Origin of the sequence: Thalassovita gelatinovora, assembly GCF_001458355.1 — a bacterium.
GTDB classification, from domain to species: domain Bacteria; phylum Pseudomonadota; class Alphaproteobacteria; order Rhodobacterales; family Rhodobacteraceae; genus Thalassobius; species Thalassobius gelatinovorus.
Window position 1 is genome coordinate 198856 of record NZ_CYSA01000025.1, and the last position, 18989, is coordinate 217844.

Genomic DNA, 18989 nt, shown 5'->3' on the forward strand with positions numbered 1-18989 from the left:
CCCGGTCAGTTTCCCGAACCGCCCTCATCTTCCCCCAGATCCGATGCGGTTGGAGACGCTGCCATCATGGCTTGCAACACCGCATCGGGATGGTCCGAAAGCAACCGCCCGGCATCTGCCAGATCCACCTCAGGGTGACTTTGTTTCAGCCCGCAATAGAACAGTTGACGCATGCGCGTGGCGCTGATCGTCTCACCCTGTTCCAGCCGCTCCACAAAATCCAGAGCACTTTCCTCGCCAGAAACCTCTTCAAAGTCGCATAGCGTGTTAAAGTTCATGACCACGGTCCAGGTCATATCGCCATCAGGGATACGAACCTCCCCTTTCAGGTTCCCGCCGCTCATGTGACCAACGGATCCACTTTGGCCATGACCGCAAGGCTCACCTCAGCCATCATCTTGTCTTTGGACTTGATGCCGGTGGGCCGGTAGCTGTTCACATAGGCGACAAATTGTTTCGCCACCGCCGCCCCGACGACGTTGATTTCAAGGATTATATGTTCCTTGGTCTCGGCCAGATCGGCAAGAAGGGTTTCAGTGTCGCCACCAGGTACATGGTGAACATTGATCTTCCAACTCGATGCCTTGTTCATGCCCGGCATGACCTCTTCGGTATCACCGGGGCTTTCCAGATGAGTGACGTCAATGTCATCCGGGGTCTGATCGGGAAAGTCGAACTCTTCCACCCCGACCAGCTTTGTCCAAGCCGGGGTCTCGCCCCGACCGATACGGATAAACGAACCGTGACCGCGCACGGCACCGCTACTTACAGGCATAGCATGCCCTCCTGATTAGGCCGCGATCGCAGCCGGTTGATTTATGAAAGTGTCAGGCCCACCCGGGCGGTGAAGGTGATCACCAGCGTTCCAACACGGGTTTCCCCCGCGCCATCCACGGCGGTCGAGATTTCGGTAGTTTCCAACTCGCCGTTCGCCCCCATCTGGGCGATCAGCAGATCTTCAATGACGTTGCCTATCTCATCCAGCTCATCCTCAATATCCGCGCCGCCCTTTTTCTTGACGACGACGATCAGATCAATCTGGGCCTCCTGACTGTCCAGACCGTCGCCATGGCGGCGCTCTCGCGGTGTTCCCACCGCGACGACAGGCAAGTCCTTGTCCGAAATTGACTTTGGAAAATGCGCCTTGCAGGTATAGCCCTGTAGTTCAGGAAGCCCGGAAACCAGCGTCAGGGCCTGTTTGCGAATATCGGTGCGATAATGGGGCATTAAAATTCCCCCTCTTCCCGAAGAAGTTCGCAATAGAGGAACCCATCGTCAGCAGGCGATGCACTCGGCACGATATTGCCCACCCGATACCGCGCGCCCGGCAGGACCGAAGGCTCCACCAGATCATCGGTATTCAATCCATCGGCCTGATCCCGCCGCACCTTGAGCGAGGATGCCAGCATCAAGGTGGCCTCTCCTTCTGAGGTGGCGACCTCTATCGGTTCCCTGCGAAAAATCCCCAGAAGAACGTATTCCTCGCCTGCCTGAGGAATGATTGTGACCGGGGCACCCAATGCTTTGTTAAGCACCCCAGCCATACCCTTAAACACCCGCGCCATCAGATTAGACGCGGATCACGCCATCCAGAAGCACACGCGCCGTGGCCGCGTTTTCTGCTGCCGGTTCCGGCGCGGTGCCGACCAGTACGTTGTCGGTGCCATCGGTGGAAAAGGCTTCAGCCGTAGCATCCCAGTAAACCGGATCGCCAAGCCCCCAGGTCTCAGCGGCAACCTTGGGCATGTCACTGAACATTCCCCGGCGCACCAGCACGGTATTGGTGCCGGAAGCGGCATCATTGGAGACCACGCCGAACAAGGAGCCAACCAGCAGCGGCTGACCGGCAACAACATTAGCGGGGGCGGCGATTGTCAGGTTGGTTCCCGCATTCACATAGTTTTTCATCGCGTTTTCCTTTCAGGTTTCGCGGATCAGAAAAGAAAACCGGCGCGACAGCCTCACCTGTCGCGCCGGTCTAATTTGCACAGCGGCGTTTACGCGCCGTGGCGATAAGCACCTTTGGGTTCATCCAGCGCACCGCCGAAGATATGGCGGGCATCCATGACCACCGCATCGGGGTTCAGCCCTTCTTTGGTGGTTACGGTCGGGGCCTCGTAGCCTTGCAGATAGGCATGCACCATCGGCGGCAAGTCCGAGCTGAACAGATACCAGCGGGTATCAGACCCACCCGCCGCCGCGCCCAGGCGCGCTTCGGTAACCGGCGTCAGGGTCCGGCGGAAGGGGTTGGCGTCATCCAGCTTGGTGGGCACCGCTTCGGCTACGAACTGCAGCGCCGAGGTTTCCAACTCCGGCGGCACGTAAAGCAGATCCGGCTCGATCTCCAGGAAGTCGTCCTTGTCCTTGGATCCGAACGGGCGCTGTTCCCACATCGCCTTGCGCCCCTTGCCGACATTGGCAACCGTGATGCCACCGGCACCCCCGAGGTTGCCATGATCGGCATGGAAGAACGCAGTACCGTTGATCGTCGCGTTGGAGCGGATCAGTTCCCACATGATTTTGCTTTCCAGCGTCGAAGCTTTGCGGGCAAATTCGCGGGGCAGTTGCTCAAACACGCCAAGATCGTCGTTCACCACCGCTTCAAAAGTCAGGGTGATGGTGCGGCCATAGCGCTGAACCTTCAACGAGGTGGCAGCATCATTCAAAACTGCGCTTTCATATTCGCCGGTTTCGGCAACCTTTTTGAATTCCAGATCACCGCCAAAGGACACCGAATGCAGGGCGCGAAAATCCGAGGCACTGCGTTGGCGCGACAGTTTGCGCCATGTCTGCGGGCGGGTCTTATAGGCGGCCCGCAAGGTGCGGTTCATCACTTCTGTGGTGATATAGGCAAAGTCGCTGACCCCATGGGCACCGCCCGTCATGGCGGTGGACCGCATGCCCCGATGGATGGCGTCCAGTTCGTTGAAACCAGCCTGCCGACCAGCCAGATGCATTGCCATGTTTTTCAGGCGCAAACCGCGATAATCTTCGGCAGGACCTTCCAGATTGAACATGTTCGGATTGGCCTGGTGCATCAGCGCACCGATCATGCCTTCTACTTGCGTCTGACCAGCGTCACGATTGATTTCCACGCGGCTGGTGCGAGGCTGATTTGCAGCTACTGCATTCATCACCACGGCGCGCGCCTCTTCCATGCTCTTGCCCTCATCAATCAAACCATCGACCAGACCAGGGGCGAGCATGCTGGCGAAGGGGGCGGACATTTCACGGATCGCGCGGCCACGGGCACGATCCGCCTCGACCTCCTGCATGACGGTTTGGGGCTGCACTCCGTTTGCCTGCATTGCCAGGGCCGGTTGCGTGGTCTCGGGCTGAGTGGCCGGGGCAGTCGAAGCCACCGGCGCATTCTGCACGGTAGCATCCGGGGCCGCATTCGACATAGACGGGATCGTGACACCTGCCGGGGGCGGCGCGGTGGTCGTTGCATTGGGTTTGCTCATCTTGGGTTCTCCATTGACTTGGGGAACATGATCCCCGGTTACGGCACCATCGGTGCCATCTGTGTTCGAAGCCGCCTTTTGGGCGGCCTCAAATTTCATCTTCGCGGCTTGGGCGATCCCGGCGGCGCGCATCATCGCCGCGTAGGCCCGGCTTTGCATTTCAGCGGGCATCAGTTCGACACCGCTATTCCCATCCCCGGCGATCCTGTCGGCGAACCCCTCTTCCAACGCTTGGGTGGCCGAAAAGGTGATGCCCTTTTGCATGATCGCGCGCGCCTCTTCCTTTGATTTGCCGCTACGCGCGGCGTAGACAGAGGCGTAGGTATCCGCCATGGCGGTCAGATCATCGGTCGCGGCCTGCAATTCTGCCGGATTGCCCCAGACACCCGTAGACGGATCGTGGATCAGCATCACCGACCCGGCGGACATCTCGATTTCATCCGCGCTCATGATCATCAGGGACGCTGCCGAATGCGCCGCCCCCTGCACCTTGACCATGACTTTGCCGGGATGGTTTTCAAAAGCGGCGCGGATCGCCTCCCCTTCAAAGGGGCTGCCACCATCGCAATTGACGCGAACCGTCACATCGCCCTGAAACTGCGCCAGCGCCTCGATCACCATCAACGAGCTAAACAACCCGGTATCTTCGGGCCAGATCCAACCGTCCTGCACCACGGTGCCAAACAGCAGGATCTCTCCATTACTGATCAGGTTTTGTCCCTTCATCCCCATCTCCTTTTGGCTGGGTGGTTTTGGTACGAGCAAGCACGCGCGCCGCGCGCTCAGCGTCGCGCACCTCGTCTTCCTCGATTTCGCGGTCGATAACGTCGGGATCCTGCCCCATGCCTCGGATTGAACGCTGGCGGCTGGTCAAACCCCTTTCGATTTTTTGGACCTCGGGCTTTATTTCCTTTGCCGGGTCGATCATCGGGCGCTTTGGGGCTGTCCAGTTGATAGAGATCCCGCGCATAGCCGCGCGCGTAAGCCGATAGGCATCAAGCGCCCATTTGGCGATCCCCTCGCAGAATTGGCCGATCATCATATGGGTCTGCCAGGCGGCAACATTGGCATCCATTTCGATCCGCCCGACCTTGGAGCTGGCAAAATTGACCCGGCTGAGATCCCCCGCCAGACTTTCGTAAGTGATCCCCAAGCCCATCGAGATGGCCAGCAGCCCCAGACGCATAACAACGTCATATTCGCCAACACTGGGCGGATCGGACCATTCCATTTTCTGGCCGTCTTCCAGATAGGTGATGCCCCCTGGCGACATGGAACCCAACCCGGCTTTCTTCTGCGCCTCAGTCAAAGGCGTCCCCTGAGTTGAGGTCACCACACCGACCAAAAGAGACGAGATTTTCTGTTTAAGGATCTGCGCTTCCTGATAGTCGCGCAGCTCGCCCAAGGTGACCATCACCGGGGCCAGCCAAGGAACACCACGCGTTTGCCCTGGACGATCCAGGCGGCGAATATGCAGCACCCGTTCCGCTGGCCAGCGATGGCTTTTCAGACTGATCTTGCGCGAAGCAGACCCGGGATGTTGCTCATAGATATGGAAGGCAACAACATTGCCCTCGGCGTCATATTCCAGCCCGTCGATCACCTCATTCCCGGTCGGGCCGGTCATGACGGTCGGGTCAAGCTGGTCGATCTCAACAATCTCTGTTTGGAACGGCAGATCGAGACCCGCCGCCGCCGGTCGATCGTGGCGAAGAACCAGAACTTCGCCGCTTTCGAACACGGAATTCTGAACAAGCGCCTGCTGCGAAAACAGATCATGTTCGCCGTATTTGTCCAGCCGCTTGGATTTCAAATGCCCTAGAATGACCTTCTCGGCAGCAGCCTTGGCCCGCTTGTTTCCCGCGACAATCGACGGCTTGATGCCCGTGGCCACAACATTGTTTGTCACCACGGCACGGGCGCGCACCGCAAATGGTGAATTGCGATGCATGTCCCGGCTTAACTGCCGAAGACGCGCGCGGCCTTGCAGGCTTGCCGCGTCAGCATCGGTGCCGGGGGCCTTCCAGCCTTTCAAACGGCGGCCACGGCTGGCCCCATCGTAATTCATCAAGATCCGGGCGCGGGTTTTCGCCTCAATCCGGTCCAGGCCGCGACGGGGTGACACAGCGAGGATGGCGCGATCCAGTACATTGGCCGTCTGAAAATGCGTCATGATCAAAGTCCCCGGCTTGTCTGGGGAAACTGCATCGGGGACGCTGCAGATTGCCCCCCTTGCAGATCTGCCAGGATCTCGCGCTTGATCAGAAGCAGATCCGCCAAATCACGATACTGAACGCTTTCACCGTTGATCGTGACGGCCTTTGCCGGATTGACGATGGCCTCATTGATCGCCGCCAGATCCTCTTGCGTGTAGCTCGCCATAAAAATCACTCCAAATAGCCGATCCGTGTCACAACAGGCTGTTCGACGCGCTCGGGTCTTTCTGCTTCCGGGACTGGTGTTCCGTCTGTTTCCAGCGGAACCGCATTGCTGTTTGCCAGACCGGACAAGGCCCAGTCTGGCAGCGCGGCTTGCGAGGTCAGGCGCTTCAAACCCTTGTGCTCAGCCAGCGCCTGGGCATAGCTCGATAGGTCGATGGCCTCGTTTCGCGGCATATTTTTGCGCTTTTCGTAGCCGGTCGGTTTGCGATGTTCGGCGGTGAACTCTTTCAGGTGGTCATCCCCCATCCATTCGGGCACCCGCTGTGACCCCGGCCCGCCCTCGACCCGCGACAGCGCCGCAAACAGCGTGTCTTTCAACTTGTCGGTGGCAATGTTCAGCAGCCAGATAGACCTGGCCTTTTCACCCGAATTGGCGCGGGTCGGTTGTTTATACCAAATCCGGCCATCCACCTTGAAACCGCCATGCCCCCGGATAAAGAACCACTTATCGCGCTCACCATCCGCAACCCGCGCATCCCAGAATTGGTTTGCCTTGTCAGAAACGCCAGGCTGCCCGTGGAAATCGCAAGCGACAGCCAAGGGGGTCAGGCCATGATCCGCCCCCTCAACCGGATAGGCCGAGGTCAGCAGCGGGCGCAGGACTTCCCAATCCTCAATGTATTTTTCCGGCTCCAACATCCGATCTGACGCGCGCGGCGCAGTTGGCGGCGGGGTGTGTAAATCGAAACGATCAATCGGCACCCGCTGACCATCCAGCCCATAGGCCATGACCTGAACGACAAAGCGGCCCTTCTGCACATCCACGCTCACCACCAGGAAGCGCGTCCAGGACGGCGCAACCTTTTGCGGGATCTTCAAGCGATCCGCTTTCAGATCAGCAATCGTCAGCGCCGCCTCAACCTTCAACGCCATCGGCAGGTAAGGCATGCCCTGATCGGTGTTGATCGTGACCTTGAGCGGTTCCTCATCGCCCGTTGCTTTCAGGGCGCGGCGCGCGGTTTCGTATTTTGACACCAACCGCGCCCAGGATGCGAAGGACGCCGCCGCGCCGTTCATCATCCAACTGATCCGCTCGGATTTCAGCACCTCGCCGCTATCAATCCGGGCCAGCCCACCCTCTGCCGTTTCATGCAGCCAATAGCCGGACCGGTTCAGCGTCACCTTCTGACCGGCTTCAATCACCCCGCCGCAACCCTCATGCGGGCAAACCATATAAGCCTGCGCGCCCGCCTCTGCTGGCAACAGGGTTTCGTCATACTCCAACAGCTCAAACAACGGCTGGAACGGCTCGCCACAACATGGGCAATCCCAATACCACCGCCCGCGCGTTCCCCCGTTGTAAAGATCGACAATCCCGGCAGCCGGGGGCGCTTCATGTGGCGTTGATGGCACCCATTCAGGGTCAGTAATCGGATGACCTGGCGAACTTTCCGCAGCCGTCATCCCGCGCGATCCAAGCGTTTCGTTTCGCTTTGCCCCCATCGTAAACGGGGTGCCCTCTTTACCAACCGTCAAAGGCATCCGGTCCAGATCGGTGAAAAGAACCGTTCGGATCGTTCGGCCTGACAAGTTGGCCTTGGTTGGCGGGCCGATGGTAACCTTGGTTCCGCCGACAAACTTCTTTGAAAGGATGTTGCGATCAGAACGCCCCGTTCCTTGGCGCTTGGCCAATTCCGGACTGTTCTCGATCATCGGCAACAGCTCCTCATCCACCCATTTTTCAGCCGTCCCTTCGGTCATATGGGTGATATGCACCACACCAGGATCGCAGGTGATTGCGTGGGCGGTGCCCTTGAGCAGCATGACGGTCTTACCGGTACGAGCCGGACCAACAAAAACCCATTCCCGGTAGAAGCGCGAAGCCAGCATATTGGCAGGCTCAACCATCATTGGCGTGACGTCGGGATCAAACGCCACCCAACGGCCATTGGCGTTGACCTTCATGTGCTTGATCGCCGCCTCCACCACGCTCATCCGAGTGGCAGGCAGGAGCGACGGCAGGCAGCGGCGCAGGACATCGCGCGCCGAAGCAAACGGCGGCAGCGGCGGTAATTCCGGCAGCTTTCCCGCCGGTCGATCAGGCATCTGCATCAGATCAACCGCTGATCCTCAGGATCGATAACCCCATCACGATCCCCAAGACGTTCAGCCTGCAACCGATCGTGGATCTCCTGCATCACCGCATCGCAATACCTGATCCCCCGTTCGACCTGTTCAGGCGAAAGGCCAAATTCCCTTTCCATCCAATCCGGCAGACCATCCAGCCCCGCGCGAAACTCCCCAAGGATCGTGTCCACCAGCTCCACCATCTCTTCAACATGCACCAGCGAGCGGCGTTTCTGACTGGCCTGCATATGCAGCAGCTCAGCTTGCGCCAATTCTTTTTGTTGAGCTGGCGACATTGCAGCGCGATGCTGACCGGACCCCACATTCAGAAACCTTGCCCGCTCTTGCTGAACGAACAGATCCGCAGCCGCTTGGCTTTCGCGCTCAGTCGCCAATTCTCGATCGCGCCACGCCTTGCAGTCCGACAGATAAAACCCGTAGGCAACTCCGTTGCCCCCTTGAGTAGCAACCGGCATCCCTTTCCTGATCCATTTGTCGATAGTGTTTTCCGAGACATCGAAGCAAAGCGCGATCTGGCCACGGTTCAATTCGGGTTCAGATCGAACCGAACCACCGTCTACAGCCACATTTTCGCGCGCATCTGCGCCCGGCTCCACCTCGTTCAAACCAGTTCCTTTCTTGAACGAACCTGACCCGCCAGGGATGGCAACAACAACACCAACCTTAATCTGTAGCGATCAAGAATTTGAAACATATCAATAACATGGGGTGCGAATTACCCGCATGCGGAAGATCCTCCAGGAAGGACCCAAATACCTATCGGGCGGTAGCCATCGCCTTTTCAAAGGCCCGGCGAAAATTCGGTGCGATCATGCGCTCAAACACCTGTTCCGCCCCGTCATAGAACCCGAGCCGCTCATGATAGCGCGGCATCGTATCGGTGAAGTGGGCAATCTTTTCGACGCGCTCGCGCTTGCCTTTACCCTTGCGCCGCCAGATCCCCGGCGACAGGCCCGAGCCTTTCTGTGGAACAAAGTAAGCAGCCCGCCGTCCCTTCGACCTCGCCTTGGATTTAGCCGTGGCGTTGGCGGTGTACCCCGTTTCGCCGAACGCCTTGATCGCAGATACAGCCTGATTGCGCTCGCCCGGCGTCCAGTTTCCGAATGCGTTCAACCGTGCCGCACTGGTCGGAATGATCGCGGCCAGCACCCCGTCATAGGCGAGGTTGTGCATGACCATGCGCTCAAGCCCGGTTTGCTTTCGCACACCGCCACGCTCTTGCCGTTTCAGGTAGTGGCGCGATCCGACCGATGGGCGCTCGCGCACCTCGGCAACCAGGGTGGATTTCTTGGCCCGCCACACCATGAAGGCGTTCTTTGTGAACCGGGTCGGGCGATCAAACACCACCTCCATGCGGCGCTGGATATGTTCAAGCACATCATCCGCCGTATCGTTCAACGCCCAAGCTGTTGCGATGGGCAGTTGCTTTCGCTCGATAGCCGAGGTGACCCGCATGAAGTCTTTCGGGTCAATGTGTAGGGACAGCGCATCAGTCATACCCCCAGACAAAACAAAAGCCCGGTCGTTTCCGCCGGGCCTGTCAGTCATTGCAGTAGCACTGTCATTCGCGGTGCGGCTCTTGCCTGGCGCGAATGCGAGGGTCCACGGTGTTGCCCTTCCAAGGCCGGAGCCTTGTGTTACCTCATTGGCAGGGACCGCTTTGGATCGTCCTACTTTCGCCTCTAGCACCCGAAAATGTGGCGCGTCAATATATTTTTACAACATACTGTTGCGCGCCATATGCTCATTTCTCTGCCCGCTTGAGCAGGCCGGACTGCACCAGCCATTCGGTTTCGCGGCCAAAAAGCCGGACCATGATCCGCGCCTGTGCCCCTTCGATCCCGACCACCCGCAGCGGGCACCCTTCCATCGATCCATCGGCAAAGCTGACCACGTCATCCACTTCGAATTCGCGGTGCGACCGCATATAGCGATGATGATCCGGGGCCTGTTTGCCGCCGCCCCAATCGCGCATCACCCGGACCATCTGCTTTTCGGAAATCCGGGCGGGCCGTCCGCCGGTTCCCAGAACCCCGGCCACCACGTCCAGGGCGCAGAGTTCGTGCCAGCGCGCCGCATCCCGGGGCCAACCGACGAAGATCCAGTCGGCCAGCAGCGGGAATGCCACCAGCTTCTTTTCCGGGGCAAAGCGATTGACCCGACGCCATTTCATATCCTTGGGCATGAACACGCTGAACCCGGCGCGGCGCAGGATCAGTTCGGGCACATAGACCCGGGCCCCGGTGCCCTTGCGCGGGCGAACGCAGATCCGCCCGCCGCGATCCCGGTAGGTTTCTTTTTCGGCCCCGATCAGCGCCGTGCGCCGGTTCGGGTTGCGGGGCCGCATCACCCGCACCGCGTACCATTGAAGACCTGCCCCCATGACAGGCTGATCCTGATTTCCCATCTCGATTGCCACCATTTGCACTGCACTGCCCCCAAATTTCTCAGATTTCGCCGCCGTGACGCCCGGCCTTTGACCGTCACGCCAGCGTCACGCTTTTGCGTTACGCATAACCCTTTGTTATTATTTATCTTTATTTCAAAAAGAGATATATAAGACAGTGTGACAGTGTTTCTCTAAGTAGCTTTCACGCGCGCGCATTACGCGTGTATGCCGGTTTCAGCGTAACACCGTCACAACAAAGGGTTTTTCCAGTATTTCCCTTACATTTTCATGCACTTACCCCCGTGACATAATGCGTGACGCTGGCGTGACGCTTCCCCCGCAAACGTCACAGCTCCACCCCGTCATCCGGGTCGCTTTGGGGGGCCTCTTTCCATCCCGGAAGGAAACGCGCGGGCACGATCAGGCCGCGCACGGAACGCCCCGCAACACGCACGGTCCGGGGCGAAGGGCGAACGTCGGAAATCGTTTCCAACGCGGCCCGGTGCCCACCTTTGCGCCAGCGCGAACCGGCAAAGGATTTGTCCAGCAGCGGGTTCTGACCGTGGGCGATGAACATATCGCGCCCGGATTTAGGGCCGTCGAGAATGCGCAGGCCAAGACGGCCCAGCAGCTTGTTGTCGAATTGCCCCTGATCGCCTTCACCGTTGTTGATCCGTTCGATCAGTTCCGCCACCGTGATGACCCCGCCGTGATCCTTCTGGATCAGGCCAGAGAACAGGGTGCGCAGGCAACGTTCGCCTTCGCCTTCTTCTTCGGCTTCGGCAGACATATCGATCAGGGGCTGGGCGATGATCTTGGCGCGTTCAAGCCGCTCCATGTCGGCCCCGTCGCCGGTCGCATCGAATACCGGGGTGTCGAACAGCATCAGATCCCACCCGGCCAGAACGGCCCCGATCGTATCGCCGGACCGCGCGCGCGCGCCAAGCCCCTGCACCAGGACATTGTAGATCCGAAACGTCCGGTCCCAGCGGTCCGGGGCCAGATCCAGCATCCGCCGCCAGACCTGCGGGCCAAGGGCGCGGGCATCTTCCTGCAGATCATCGAGCCGCAAAGCCTGTTCCGTGACGTTGTCGTCTTCGTCGCGTTCGGCAATCGTCAGGATCACGAAACGCGACCTGTCGGCGGGCGTCATCGCTACGGGGATCACCGAAGACAGGAACCCCGCCCCGTAAAGCTGAAAGGTTATGCCCTGATGATCCGAAGTCCCCCGTTCGACCTGCGCCCCTTCGGCATCCGACATCAGACGGAACAGCGCGATCACGTCGCGGTTCGCATCGGCTTCGTCGGCCTCTGCTTCGTCAAATACCCTTGCAATCGCCTGCCGGTTGGTGGTCTGCCGGATCGCGGCGGCGCTGGTGGAATTCTTGACCCCGGTAGACATGCCGCCCAGCAGTGAAGACACGATTTTTGTCAGGGTTGTCTTGCCCGATCCGTGCTTGCCCTTGATATAGGTATGGGTGCGCCAACTGGGATATTGACCAAGCGCCGCCTGCCCGACGCAGCCGATCAGAACGTCGGCATCATGATCGGACGCCCAGTTCCACATATCCTGAATACGATCGCGCACCCATGCGATTTCATCCGCCTTGGCCGCGCTGTCAGAAGGGCCGGACCGGGACGGCACCGCCGGGAAAAGCGCGCGACCGATCATCCGGCCCCGGCGCTTTTCGTCCTTGCTGGCAAGCAGTGTTTCGCCAAGGTGAACCACCGGCGTATCGGTAGACCCCCGCCATGTCCCGAAATGGCGCACCGGCGTGGTCGGATCGTAAAGCGGCAAGGCGCAGCAGGCTTCCATCAGCGTATCCGCCGCGATTGCGGTGTTGAACCCGTTGTCCCGGCGGTTCTGCACCGGCCCGATAGTTGCCAGATGACCGATTGGATCATCGACGCCAGCCACCAGCGCCACAAGGTTCGCCCGGCTGTTCATGGCATGGGCGGAAAGTTCCGCCATTTCACCGCGCGACGTCAGGAAATGAAACTTGCCAGCGGCCATACCCAGCGGCTGAACCGGGAAGCCGCGCGGCAACAGGTGACTGCCCCCGTCATCGCCTTCGATCAGTTCCGGGCCGGTATCCATGGTTTCCTCGTGGTAGAACGGCGCGTCCGCTGCCGGATCCCCGCCGCCCATGGTACCGCTGTCGATATCCTCGGGACTTTCCAGCGCCCGCCGGACCCGATCTACCCCATTGCTCATGATCCGCCTCCCCAATTTTTCTTTTCGAATTAGCGACCTACAGGCCGTCTTTGTTTTCGCCGCTGGGATCGCCCAGCAGCATGTCATTCAGGTCAAGCCCGTCTTCGGCATGGACGATCTGGATCGTCTCGCAGCCGGGCATTTGCGCTTTCGCCCGACGCAGGCCGGACAGCAGCTTGGCGCGCGTGGTTTTCGGTTCGCTGTCACCGTCCTTGATGAACACCAGGCGGCGCACCCATGGCGGCGGCAGGAAGGCGCGATCATCCGTCAGGTCAGGAACGCCCGCGAATTTCATGCCCTTGCCTTTCAGGATCCGCCTGCCCGCCATGTTGCCCAGACTGATCCCGGCCCAGTATGCCGCCGACCCATCCCCGGCCCGCAGGCCGGTCAGGGTGGTTTCGATCCCCTCGCCCATGATCAGCGTGTCGGCCTTAGCCGGGGTGAACAGCCGGATTGCGCAGCCCTTCACAGGCCCCCAGCTTTTCTTTGCTTGCAGGCCCTCGCCATTGTGTTCGATCGCGGCCTTGCCATTGGGCCGGTCAAGATCGATCCATGTCCGGTGAACAGCGCTGAACTTGTTGTCGGGGCGCTGAACCACCGCCAGCATGGCCGGGCCGCAATGGACCACTTGCCATTCCCGCGATCCCCTGACCGGCACCATGTAACGCAAGGCCGGATGGAACCGCAGCCGGACAGCGATCCCGGGATAGTCTTCCGGCCGGAAACCACGGATCGCCAGGTAGTCCTGAACCGGGCTTCCCAGCGAAGGCAGGGCGTCCATCCAGATCCTATGCGCCTGCCGACGGGCCTTTTCACGGGCCGCATTCGCGGCTGCTTCGTCCTTCTGCCTCTGCTTTTCACGGTCCCGCCTGCGCCGGTCGCGTTCTTCCTCCGAAAGCTCTAGGTGTTTTTCCCCGACCAGATGACTGAGAGCGCTTGGAAAATCGCAGCCCAGCACCATGCGCACCAGCGCAATGCCATCGCCGCCGCCACAGGCGCGGCAGTTATAGACGCCCAAATCTGGATTGATTGAAAACCGATCGGTGCCGCCGCATCCGGGGCGCGGGCACGGCCCGACCCATTCATGACCGGCGCGCGCCAGATCCTCGATTTTCAATTGCGCGGCAATATCCATGATCGGGATGGATTGCGCTTCACTCAACCTGTCGTCGTCAGCGGCGGACATATCAGCCCTCCATCACGACCGGCGACCACGCCGCGTAAAGCGCCCCGACCCGCTGCACGAAATACCGCCGCAAGGCGGTGTTCAGCCGGGTCAGCGCGGCATCCTGGGCGCGCCCGTCTTCGGATTGGCTCAGGTCCCGGGCGGCAGTCCAAACCGGTCCCAGATCAGCGGGGCCATGGGCCGCATCCGGCAAGCATTCGCGCAATATATCGACGTGGACCTGATAATTTTCATCCCGAACGGAATGCATGCAAAGCGCTGCCGAAGCGGCAATCATCAACTGGCAGGCGCAGATATGCTGATCTTTCATACCATCCCCCTGATACCCTGCCACGGGAACTGCATCTGGTCTTCGCCTTCGAAGTCGGACAAGACCTGTTCAGCCCGGTACGGATCGACCTCTGGCACGAGTTCAAGGATCGCATCCTGCAAGGCGGTGCCCGCCGCAACCGGGGCGGCGCGATGATTGGCGACGAATTCCAGAACCGCCGAATGGGCTGCGACGTTACCCGGCATATGCGCCAAAACCGACGCAGACAGGGCGCAGATATCGCCTTTGGTCAGGTGCCCGGTCTTGGCTTTCAGCGCGACCGTGGTCGCAAGCAACCCGAAAGCGACAACCGGGATCCTGTCATCCGCCCGCGTCATGGCCCGACCCCTGCCCGTTCGCGCATCCAGGCTGATTGCGCCATGGTGACGTATCGGCGGGCGGCGCGGACAAGATCGGCTTGCGCTGTGCCGGGGGCCGCGTATTTGTATTGCCGATGCAGCAGCAACGGCCAGGCCATGCGACGGCCCCAGCGCTGCATTTCCGCCACCACCTGACGTTCGCAGGCCGGGCAGCAATACATGCCCCAGTCCCGCGACGGGTCGAACGGCTTAGCGCAAAGCGGGTTGTAGCAAATCCCGTCTTGCCACGGCTGGAACGCCGCCAGTTCGGGATAGGCGTAATCCTTGAAACTTTCGATCCTGATATGGCTTGTGAAGCCATTCGCGGGCGACGGGTCCAGCAGGGTCATGCCTAGCACCCCGCTATAACGGCGCTCTGGGCGGCGCTTTGATGCGATCGCTTTCCTGCCCCGGAAAAGCAGGCGCGGGATTGAAACCCGCGCCCGAAGTTCAACAGGGAGGGAATTGCGGACAAGACCGCCATCAGGTGTTGGAAAGCACCCGATTTATGAAATCCGAAAAAGGCGCGGACCGGGAATTGGGTAAACAATCCGAGCCGCGCCAGTGCGTCACCCCGGATCCCCGACAGGGTGACAGTCAGGCCGGGCTTGCGCCCGGTTCTTGTTGCGGCCCGCCCAAGGGAGGAGGAGACGGGCAGACCGCACCGGCGCGGCGGGAGGGTGCTTTGCCGGAGCTGCAGTTTCGAATGACCCCGAAATGCTACGAATACTGTCAAGGAAATATTCGATGTCATATCTACACATGAAATCGTGGTAATCGTGTTTGCGGTAACGGGAAAAAATACCCTTATTTTAAAGGCGTTTAACCGATTCTTTTCCAGATTAGCAAAGTCAATAACCGGAAATAGTTTTGACCATGTTATCTCGGGTGATATTTCTTGAAGCCCGGGACGGCGAGCGATTCGCAACACCGCCCCGGTAGAGGTAACCGCGCCCTCTTTGACAGCGCGGCACATCGCGGAAACCGGCAAACTCTCACCCTTGCCGATAACCGCCACAAGCCATAAGGAGTAGAAACCATGGCTTATCACGACAGGGCTCTTGGCCCTGATGAATGTCACCCTATCACGGGTGTCCAGCTTAACCCGAGAAAGGTCGAGCGCAAGGCCCTGAACTTCGAAGAGGCTGTTACAGCCCATATTCTTCGTCTTCAAGGCAAAACCTTCACCCAAATAGTCCATTACCTGGGCACGAACGCTAACCGCGTGGGTGAGGTTTTTCGTGGCGAGGCTCATCCTGACGCAGGGAAAGAGGCTCTGCGGTTGATGACCCAATAAATCGCCGTGAAAAAGCAGGGAGGAGGAAGGGCGCAACGCCAGCGGCGCGGCGTCCTTTGCCTGCCCACCCGATGGATATGTGGCGCGGGCAAAACCACAGCATATGGACAAATTTGGCAAACCCACACAATATAGGCGGCATGCCGTGGCCTGAACCCCCACGACATGCCAATCCACACGTCCCCACTTGGAGAAGAACGCATGGATACTCAGATTGGAAAGGGGCTCGACGGCCTCGCTAACGTCGTTGCGAAGAAGTGGTACGCTGCCATGGGACTGCTTGGAATGATCCTGTTTGTGTCCGCCCTGGTGGTGGACATCCCGACCGATAGAATCGCAGTCATTTGCGTTGGCCTGATCATGATGGGGTTTGGCTTTGGCAACACCGAATGCCGAACCTTTCGAACAGGCATCGGGCATGGCTTTACGATCACCGGCCCGGCGTGGAAATGGACCTTCACCGGCGCGATGATGTTCCTGATCGGGACTGGCGCAGCGATATATCTCGGCTACCATCTGATAACGAGTGGAGCGGCGTAACACTCCGTGAGGATGTGCAGCGCGGGCGATCATCTGACCGCTCCACGCATCTTGAAAAGCTTTAAGGGGCATGGTGTGCCCTTCTCTCTGCTTAGTTCAAGACAAACTCGATACCAGCTACCTGGAAAACGTCCGGCGTTAATACTGTTGCCAATAGCTTGAGTGCTGACCTTTAGACGTGCCCGCAGCTCGGCACGCCCAACAGCCTCGACAAATTCAGAGGCTGAAATTTCTTCCTGATTTTCTGCACTGGCGGTATTCATGACCTTTCGGTATTACACAATTTGTGTATATGCAAGACTACATATTTTAGAAAGTCGTACATTTTTCGTGTATGTGATAGACAGAGAACATGAATACAGACGACAAAAACAAGCTTGCGCTTGCCGGACGATCAGACAACGCTGCAGTCGCCATACGCGCGAAAGCCGCAAGGCTTTTCGCCGAATTAAGTCAAGAAGATTTGGCAAACGCCCTTGATCGGCGAGTATCCAATATCAGCAACATTGAACGTGGAAGAAGCCTGCCAAACTGGAAAATGATGCTGTATTTCTACCATCAACATCGAGTTGATCTAAACTTTATCGTTGCCGGGTCCTACGCCCAGCTTCCGGGGGATGTTCAGACGGGCCTTTTTCACGAACTGGAAAAAATAGTTGCGACCACAGATCTGCTATCGAATTCAGATCGACCCCAGCTTTCGCGGCAAGCTTCAGCAACATAAAAACGATCCAATCCACCACAAACCTCTACATTCCAAATTTCAAACTTTTTATTGACCCGCCCCTGCAGGGTCAACTATAGCGAGTACGTGTTATATATTTAAAACACGGTGGCTTGAATGGACGCTCAAATAGTTTTGCGCTGGGAACATCTAGTCAAGCAATCAGGACGCAGTGCCCGAGCGGTCAGCACGGCAATCGGATGCAATCCGACATATCTCGGGCAGCAATTCGCCAAGGCAAAAAACGCACCTCAAACCCTATCCGACCCAAGCGTAACCGTCGCTCTTGCGCTCGCAAGAGAACTGGATCGATCCGTTGAAGATCTTATGGGCGTCCTTCCAGACGTAGAAGCTACCCCAGCCAATGGCTACAGAGATGAACTGCACCGTCAGTCCGGTAAAGTCATTTCCGATCTAATGAACACTGTAAATCGAAGGATGGAGGCCTACAGCAACCGTCCAACCCTTGAGGACGTAATAGGTTGGTGGCGCAGCACCAGCGGCAAGTTGGTAGGAGCCTCCAAAATCGAAGAAGCCTTTGACCTCATCAATGTTCCATCCTTCGAGAGCGAGACCGTGATCCCTGAACGAGTTGGAGCAATGAGCCTGGCAGCAGAAACCCTTCACGGCCCCTCAGTTGACCGCCTCACCAAGCTGGTGCAATCCCTTCCGAAATCCGACCAGAGCAACCTTGCCTCCACCTACCGTAAAGCTGCCCTGTCTAGAAATCCTGTTTTCTCCGAACCGCTTCAAATTGATATTTTTTCTCCGCAGAACGAATATGAGCAAACCGTCGAATACATCAGACTACTACTTCCGATTGAAGCTTCTGCGGGCACCCGTTTTATTCTGAACTACTGTTTTCGGATCAACGATTTTTACGCCTAGGGAGTACTCCCGGATTTCGAAGGTAGAACTCAGCTAACTCGCAAAGTTCATCATTTCGAACTGCAACAAGACATTCTTGCTCCGTCCTTCGCTCAATATCCTGTAGCCACATGTGTGCGCCAAGGTATTGCCGTGAAAACCCGTATTCTGACGCCCTACTTATGCCCCCGATCCGCATGAACGCGTAAATCCAATCAGGACGCCACTTCAATGCGGTCAACGCATGAGCATAGAGCATCACCAACGGTACGTTGATTTTCCCACCCCGCCAATCTGGATGCGCGAACAACTCGCCCTGATACACCACGCGACCGCTTATCTCGCGGGCGCCTGACGTTCGAGACACGATCGGCGCGTCTCCATTATTATTGTAAAGCCTGGCATAAGAACGCCTCCAGTGGCACTCTAAGTTATCTTGACCCAATGCGACCATCCTAGCCGACATGCCAGCCACAACAGAGCCGTCTCTTGCCTTAATATAAAGGCCAAAAACATCATCTGAGGCAAAGTCGTGGAACCGTGTAGATATCATCGGGTGACTGTCAGGCTTGCCAATATCTCGCATCTGCGCCTCAAATCCAGACAAGTCACTTGTTGCGCACAATTCAAAGCCATCCGCACCCAACCCAGAAAGGCAAAGCCCCCCTAGTTTTAAGAGATTTTCTTCACGCATTTTTTCGTGCCCTTAATGATTTTCCAAAGCATACAGGACCAATACACGCCTTATCCATTACACATTTTATGTACTTAAGTCTTGATCAATTACATTATTTATGTATTTCCTTGGTCAACACAGTTGATGGAGGCCGGAAATGAACATTGCCCACACGCATGACGAAGACGCCGCGCTGTTACTCGCCCCGGATCACGCACCGTTGCTGGTCCTTCAGGCGGCATGGGATCGCCTGAAACACGCGCGCGGCCAGACCGTGGACTGGGACCGCATTGGCGAACCCCGGCACATCATGGACAAACCCTTTGCCCCGGTCACGCTGGACGCTTTCCTTGATCATGGCCGCGCAAGCCGCCTTGAACGGATCCGCCACCGCGCCGCCCAGATCGGCCATACGGTAAGGGGGCGCTAAGCG

The 18989-nt window shown here is 58.4% G+C and carries 23 protein-coding genes; 4 read left to right on the forward strand and 19 right to left on the reverse strand.

The window, feature by feature from the left end:
- Positions 1-5 precede the first annotated feature (5 nt).
- From TG4357_RS13205 to TG4357_RS19535, 18 genes are all read right to left on the reverse strand, one after another.
- A complete protein-coding gene (locus TG4357_RS13205; protein WP_058263365.1) occupies positions 6-344 on the reverse strand; it encodes a hypothetical protein in 339 nt (112 codons plus the stop codon).
- Positions 341-775 (reverse strand): phage tail tube protein, encoded by a 435-nt coding sequence (locus TG4357_RS13210; protein ID WP_058263366.1) that lies wholly within the window; start codon positions 773-775, stop codon positions 341-343. The genes TG4357_RS13205 and TG4357_RS13210 overlap by 4 nt, the downstream gene beginning before the upstream one ends.
- Positions 776-816: 41 nt before the next feature.
- A complete protein-coding gene (locus TG4357_RS13215; protein WP_058263367.1) occupies positions 817-1227 on the reverse strand; it encodes a hypothetical protein in 411 nt (136 codons plus the stop codon).
- Positions 1227-1565 carry a head-tail joining protein gene (locus tag TG4357_RS13220; RefSeq protein ID WP_058263368.1) on the reverse strand — a complete coding sequence of 113 codons (339 nt, stop codon included), beginning with the start codon at positions 1563-1565 and terminating at the stop codon, positions 1227-1229. The genes TG4357_RS13215 and TG4357_RS13220 overlap by 1 nt, the downstream gene beginning before the upstream one ends.
- A 4-nt stretch (positions 1566-1569) precedes the next feature.
- A complete protein-coding gene (locus tag TG4357_RS13225) occupies positions 1570-1908 on the reverse strand; it encodes a DUF2190 family protein (RefSeq protein ID WP_058263369.1) in 339 nt (112 codons plus the stop codon).
- Between the two features lie 89 nt (positions 1909-1997).
- Positions 1998-4190 carry a head maturation protease, ClpP-related gene (locus TG4357_RS13230; RefSeq protein WP_058263370.1) on the reverse strand — a complete coding sequence of 731 codons (2193 nt, stop codon included), beginning with the start codon at positions 4188-4190 and terminating at the stop codon, positions 1998-2000.
- Complete coding sequence (locus tag TG4357_RS13235) at positions 4165-5637, reverse strand: phage portal protein (protein ID WP_058263371.1); 1473 nt, start codon at positions 5635-5637, stop codon at positions 4165-4167. Before TG4357_RS13235 ends, TG4357_RS13230 begins: the two co-directional genes overlap by 26 nt.
- Positions 5638-5639: 2 nt before the next feature.
- A complete protein-coding gene (locus tag TG4357_RS13240; protein ID WP_058263372.1) occupies positions 5640-5846 on the reverse strand; it encodes a hypothetical protein in 207 nt (68 codons plus the stop codon).
- A 5-nt stretch (positions 5847-5851) separates the two neighbouring features.
- Positions 5852-7957, reverse strand: coding sequence for a phage terminase large subunit family protein (locus tag TG4357_RS13245; protein ID WP_058263373.1), 2106 nt, complete (start codon positions 7955-7957; stop codon positions 5852-5854).
- Complete coding sequence (locus TG4357_RS13250; protein ID WP_233487506.1) at positions 7957-8589, reverse strand: DUF1441 family protein; 633 nt, start codon at positions 8587-8589, stop codon at positions 7957-7959. Before TG4357_RS13250 ends, TG4357_RS13245 begins: the two co-directional genes overlap by 1 nt.
- Before the next feature lie 160 nt (positions 8590-8749).
- The gene (locus TG4357_RS13255; protein ID WP_139193611.1) at positions 8750-9490 is read right to left on the reverse strand and encodes a hypothetical protein; all 741 of its coding nucleotides are present in this window, start codon (positions 9488-9490) and stop codon (positions 8750-8752) included.
- Between the two features lie 247 nt (positions 9491-9737).
- The gene (gene nusG, locus TG4357_RS13260; protein WP_144433925.1) at positions 9738-10376 is read right to left on the reverse strand and encodes a transcription termination/antitermination protein NusG; all 639 of its coding nucleotides are present in this window, start codon (positions 10374-10376) and stop codon (positions 9738-9740) included.
- Between the two features lie 352 nt (positions 10377-10728).
- Positions 10729-12597, reverse strand: a complete 1869-nt coding sequence (locus tag TG4357_RS13265) for a hypothetical protein (protein ID WP_058263376.1) — start codon at positions 12595-12597, stop codon at positions 10729-10731.
- A gap of 37 nt (positions 12598-12634) precedes the next feature.
- Positions 12635-13783: a DUF7146 domain-containing protein gene (locus TG4357_RS13270; protein WP_058263377.1), complete on the reverse strand. Its 1149-nt coding sequence runs from the start codon at positions 13781-13783 to the stop codon at positions 12635-12637.
- Between the two features lies 1 nt (position 13784).
- Positions 13785-14093, reverse strand: coding sequence for a hypothetical protein (locus TG4357_RS13275; protein WP_058263378.1), 309 nt, complete (start codon positions 14091-14093; stop codon positions 13785-13787).
- Positions 14090-14431: a hypothetical protein gene (locus TG4357_RS13280; RefSeq protein ID WP_058263379.1), complete on the reverse strand. Its 342-nt coding sequence runs from the start codon at positions 14429-14431 to the stop codon at positions 14090-14092. The genes TG4357_RS13275 and TG4357_RS13280 overlap by 4 nt, the downstream gene beginning before the upstream one ends.
- Positions 14428-14802 carry a hypothetical protein gene (locus TG4357_RS13285; protein ID WP_058263380.1) on the reverse strand — a complete coding sequence of 125 codons (375 nt, stop codon included), beginning with the start codon at positions 14800-14802 and terminating at the stop codon, positions 14428-14430. Before TG4357_RS13285 ends, TG4357_RS13280 begins: the two co-directional genes overlap by 4 nt.
- 2 nt (positions 14803-14804) lie before the next feature.
- Positions 14805-15926, reverse strand: coding sequence for a hypothetical protein (locus TG4357_RS19535; RefSeq protein WP_158509078.1), 1122 nt, complete (start codon positions 15924-15926; stop codon positions 14805-14807).
- Between the two features lie 24 nt (positions 15927-15950).
- Here TG4357_RS19535 and TG4357_RS13295 point away from each other — a divergent pair, with 24 nt between their 5' ends.
- The 3 genes from TG4357_RS13295 (at position 15951) to TG4357_RS13305 (ending at position 17901) form a co-directional block, all read left to right on the forward strand.
- On the forward strand, positions 15951-16289 hold the full coding sequence (locus tag TG4357_RS13295; RefSeq protein WP_058263382.1) for a hypothetical protein: 339 nt from the start codon (positions 15951-15953) through the stop codon (positions 16287-16289).
- 352 nt (positions 16290-16641) lie between these two features.
- On the forward strand, positions 16642-17013 hold the full coding sequence (locus TG4357_RS13300) for a helix-turn-helix domain-containing protein (protein ID WP_058263383.1): 372 nt from the start codon (positions 16642-16644) through the stop codon (positions 17011-17013).
- Between the two features lie 117 nt (positions 17014-17130).
- Positions 17131-17901, forward strand: coding sequence for a hypothetical protein (locus TG4357_RS13305; RefSeq protein ID WP_139193613.1), 771 nt, complete (start codon positions 17131-17133; stop codon positions 17899-17901).
- Here the strand turns inward: TG4357_RS13305 and TG4357_RS13310 are convergent.
- The gene (locus TG4357_RS13310; RefSeq protein WP_058263385.1) at positions 17882-18574 is read right to left on the reverse strand and encodes a hypothetical protein; all 693 of its coding nucleotides are present in this window, start codon (positions 18572-18574) and stop codon (positions 17882-17884) included. The genes TG4357_RS13305 and TG4357_RS13310 overlap by 20 nt on opposite strands.
- A gap of 139 nt (positions 18575-18713) precedes the next feature.
- Between TG4357_RS13310 and TG4357_RS19340 the strand changes: the two genes are divergently transcribed.
- Positions 18714-18986, forward strand: a complete 273-nt coding sequence (locus tag TG4357_RS19340; protein WP_139193614.1) for a hypothetical protein — start codon at positions 18714-18716, stop codon at positions 18984-18986.
- Positions 18987-18989: the final 3 nt, after the last annotated feature.

Excerpts from the sequence above, each read along its gene's own strand:
- TG4357_RS13205 (WP_058263365.1), bottom strand. The coding sequence starts at position 344 with ATGAGCGGCGGGAACCTGAAAGGGGAGGTTCGTATCCCTGATGGCGAT.
- TG4357_RS13210 (WP_058263366.1), bottom strand. The coding sequence starts at position 775 with ATGCCTGTAAGTAGCGGTGCCGTGCGCGGTCACGGTTCGTTTATCCGT.
- TG4357_RS13215 (WP_058263367.1), bottom strand. The coding sequence starts at position 1,227 with ATGCCCCATTATCGCACCGATATTCGCAAACAGGCCCTGACGCTGGTT.
- TG4357_RS13220 (WP_058263368.1), bottom strand. The coding sequence starts at position 1,565 with ATGGCGCGGGTGTTTAAGGGTATGGCTGGGGTGCTTAACAAAGCATTG.
- TG4357_RS13225 (WP_058263369.1), bottom strand. The coding sequence starts at position 1,908 with ATGAAAAACTATGTGAATGCGGGAACCAACCTGACAATCGCCGCCCCC.
- TG4357_RS13230 (WP_058263370.1), bottom strand. The coding sequence starts at position 4,190 with ATGAAGGGACAAAACCTGATCAGTAATGGAGAGATCCTGCTGTTTGGC.
- TG4357_RS13235 (WP_058263371.1), bottom strand. The coding sequence starts at position 5,637 with ATGACGCATTTTCAGACGGCCAATGTACTGGATCGCGCCATCCTCGCT.
- TG4357_RS13240 (WP_058263372.1), bottom strand. The coding sequence starts at position 5,846 with ATGGCGAGCTACACGCAAGAGGATCTGGCGGCGATCAATGAGGCCATC.
- TG4357_RS13245 (WP_058263373.1), bottom strand. The coding sequence starts at position 7,957 with ATGCAGATGCCTGATCGACCGGCGGGAAAGCTGCCGGAATTACCGCCG.
- TG4357_RS13255 (WP_139193611.1), bottom strand. The coding sequence starts at position 9,490 with ATGACTGATGCGCTGTCCCTACACATTGACCCGAAAGACTTCATGCGG.
- nusG (WP_144433925.1), bottom strand. The coding sequence starts at position 10,376 with ATGGGGGCAGGTCTTCAATGGTACGCGGTGCGGGTGATGCGGCCCCGC.
- TG4357_RS13265 (WP_058263376.1), bottom strand. The coding sequence starts at position 12,597 with ATGAGCAATGGGGTAGATCGGGTCCGGCGGGCGCTGGAAAGTCCCGAG.
- TG4357_RS13270 (WP_058263377.1), bottom strand. The coding sequence starts at position 13,783 with ATGTCCGCCGCTGACGACGACAGGTTGAGTGAAGCGCAATCCATCCCG.
- TG4357_RS13275 (WP_058263378.1), bottom strand. The coding sequence starts at position 14,093 with ATGAAAGATCAGCATATCTGCGCCTGCCAGTTGATGATTGCCGCTTCG.
- TG4357_RS13280 (WP_058263379.1), bottom strand. The coding sequence starts at position 14,431 with ATGACGCGGGCGGATGACAGGATCCCGGTTGTCGCTTTCGGGTTGCTT.
- TG4357_RS13285 (WP_058263380.1), bottom strand. The coding sequence starts at position 14,802 with ATGACCCTGCTGGACCCGTCGCCCGCGAATGGCTTCACAAGCCATATC.
- TG4357_RS13295 (WP_058263382.1), top strand. The coding sequence starts at position 15,951 with ATGGATACTCAGATTGGAAAGGGGCTCGACGGCCTCGCTAACGTCGTT.
- TG4357_RS13300 (WP_058263383.1), top strand. The coding sequence starts at position 16,642 with ATGAATACAGACGACAAAAACAAGCTTGCGCTTGCCGGACGATCAGAC.
- TG4357_RS13305 (WP_139193613.1), top strand. The coding sequence starts at position 17,131 with ATGGACGCTCAAATAGTTTTGCGCTGGGAACATCTAGTCAAGCAATCA.
- TG4357_RS13310 (WP_058263385.1), bottom strand. The coding sequence starts at position 18,574 with ATGCGTGAAGAAAATCTCTTAAAACTAGGGGGGCTTTGCCTTTCTGGG.
- TG4357_RS19340 (WP_139193614.1), top strand. The coding sequence starts at position 18,714 with ATGAACATTGCCCACACGCATGACGAAGACGCCGCGCTGTTACTCGCC.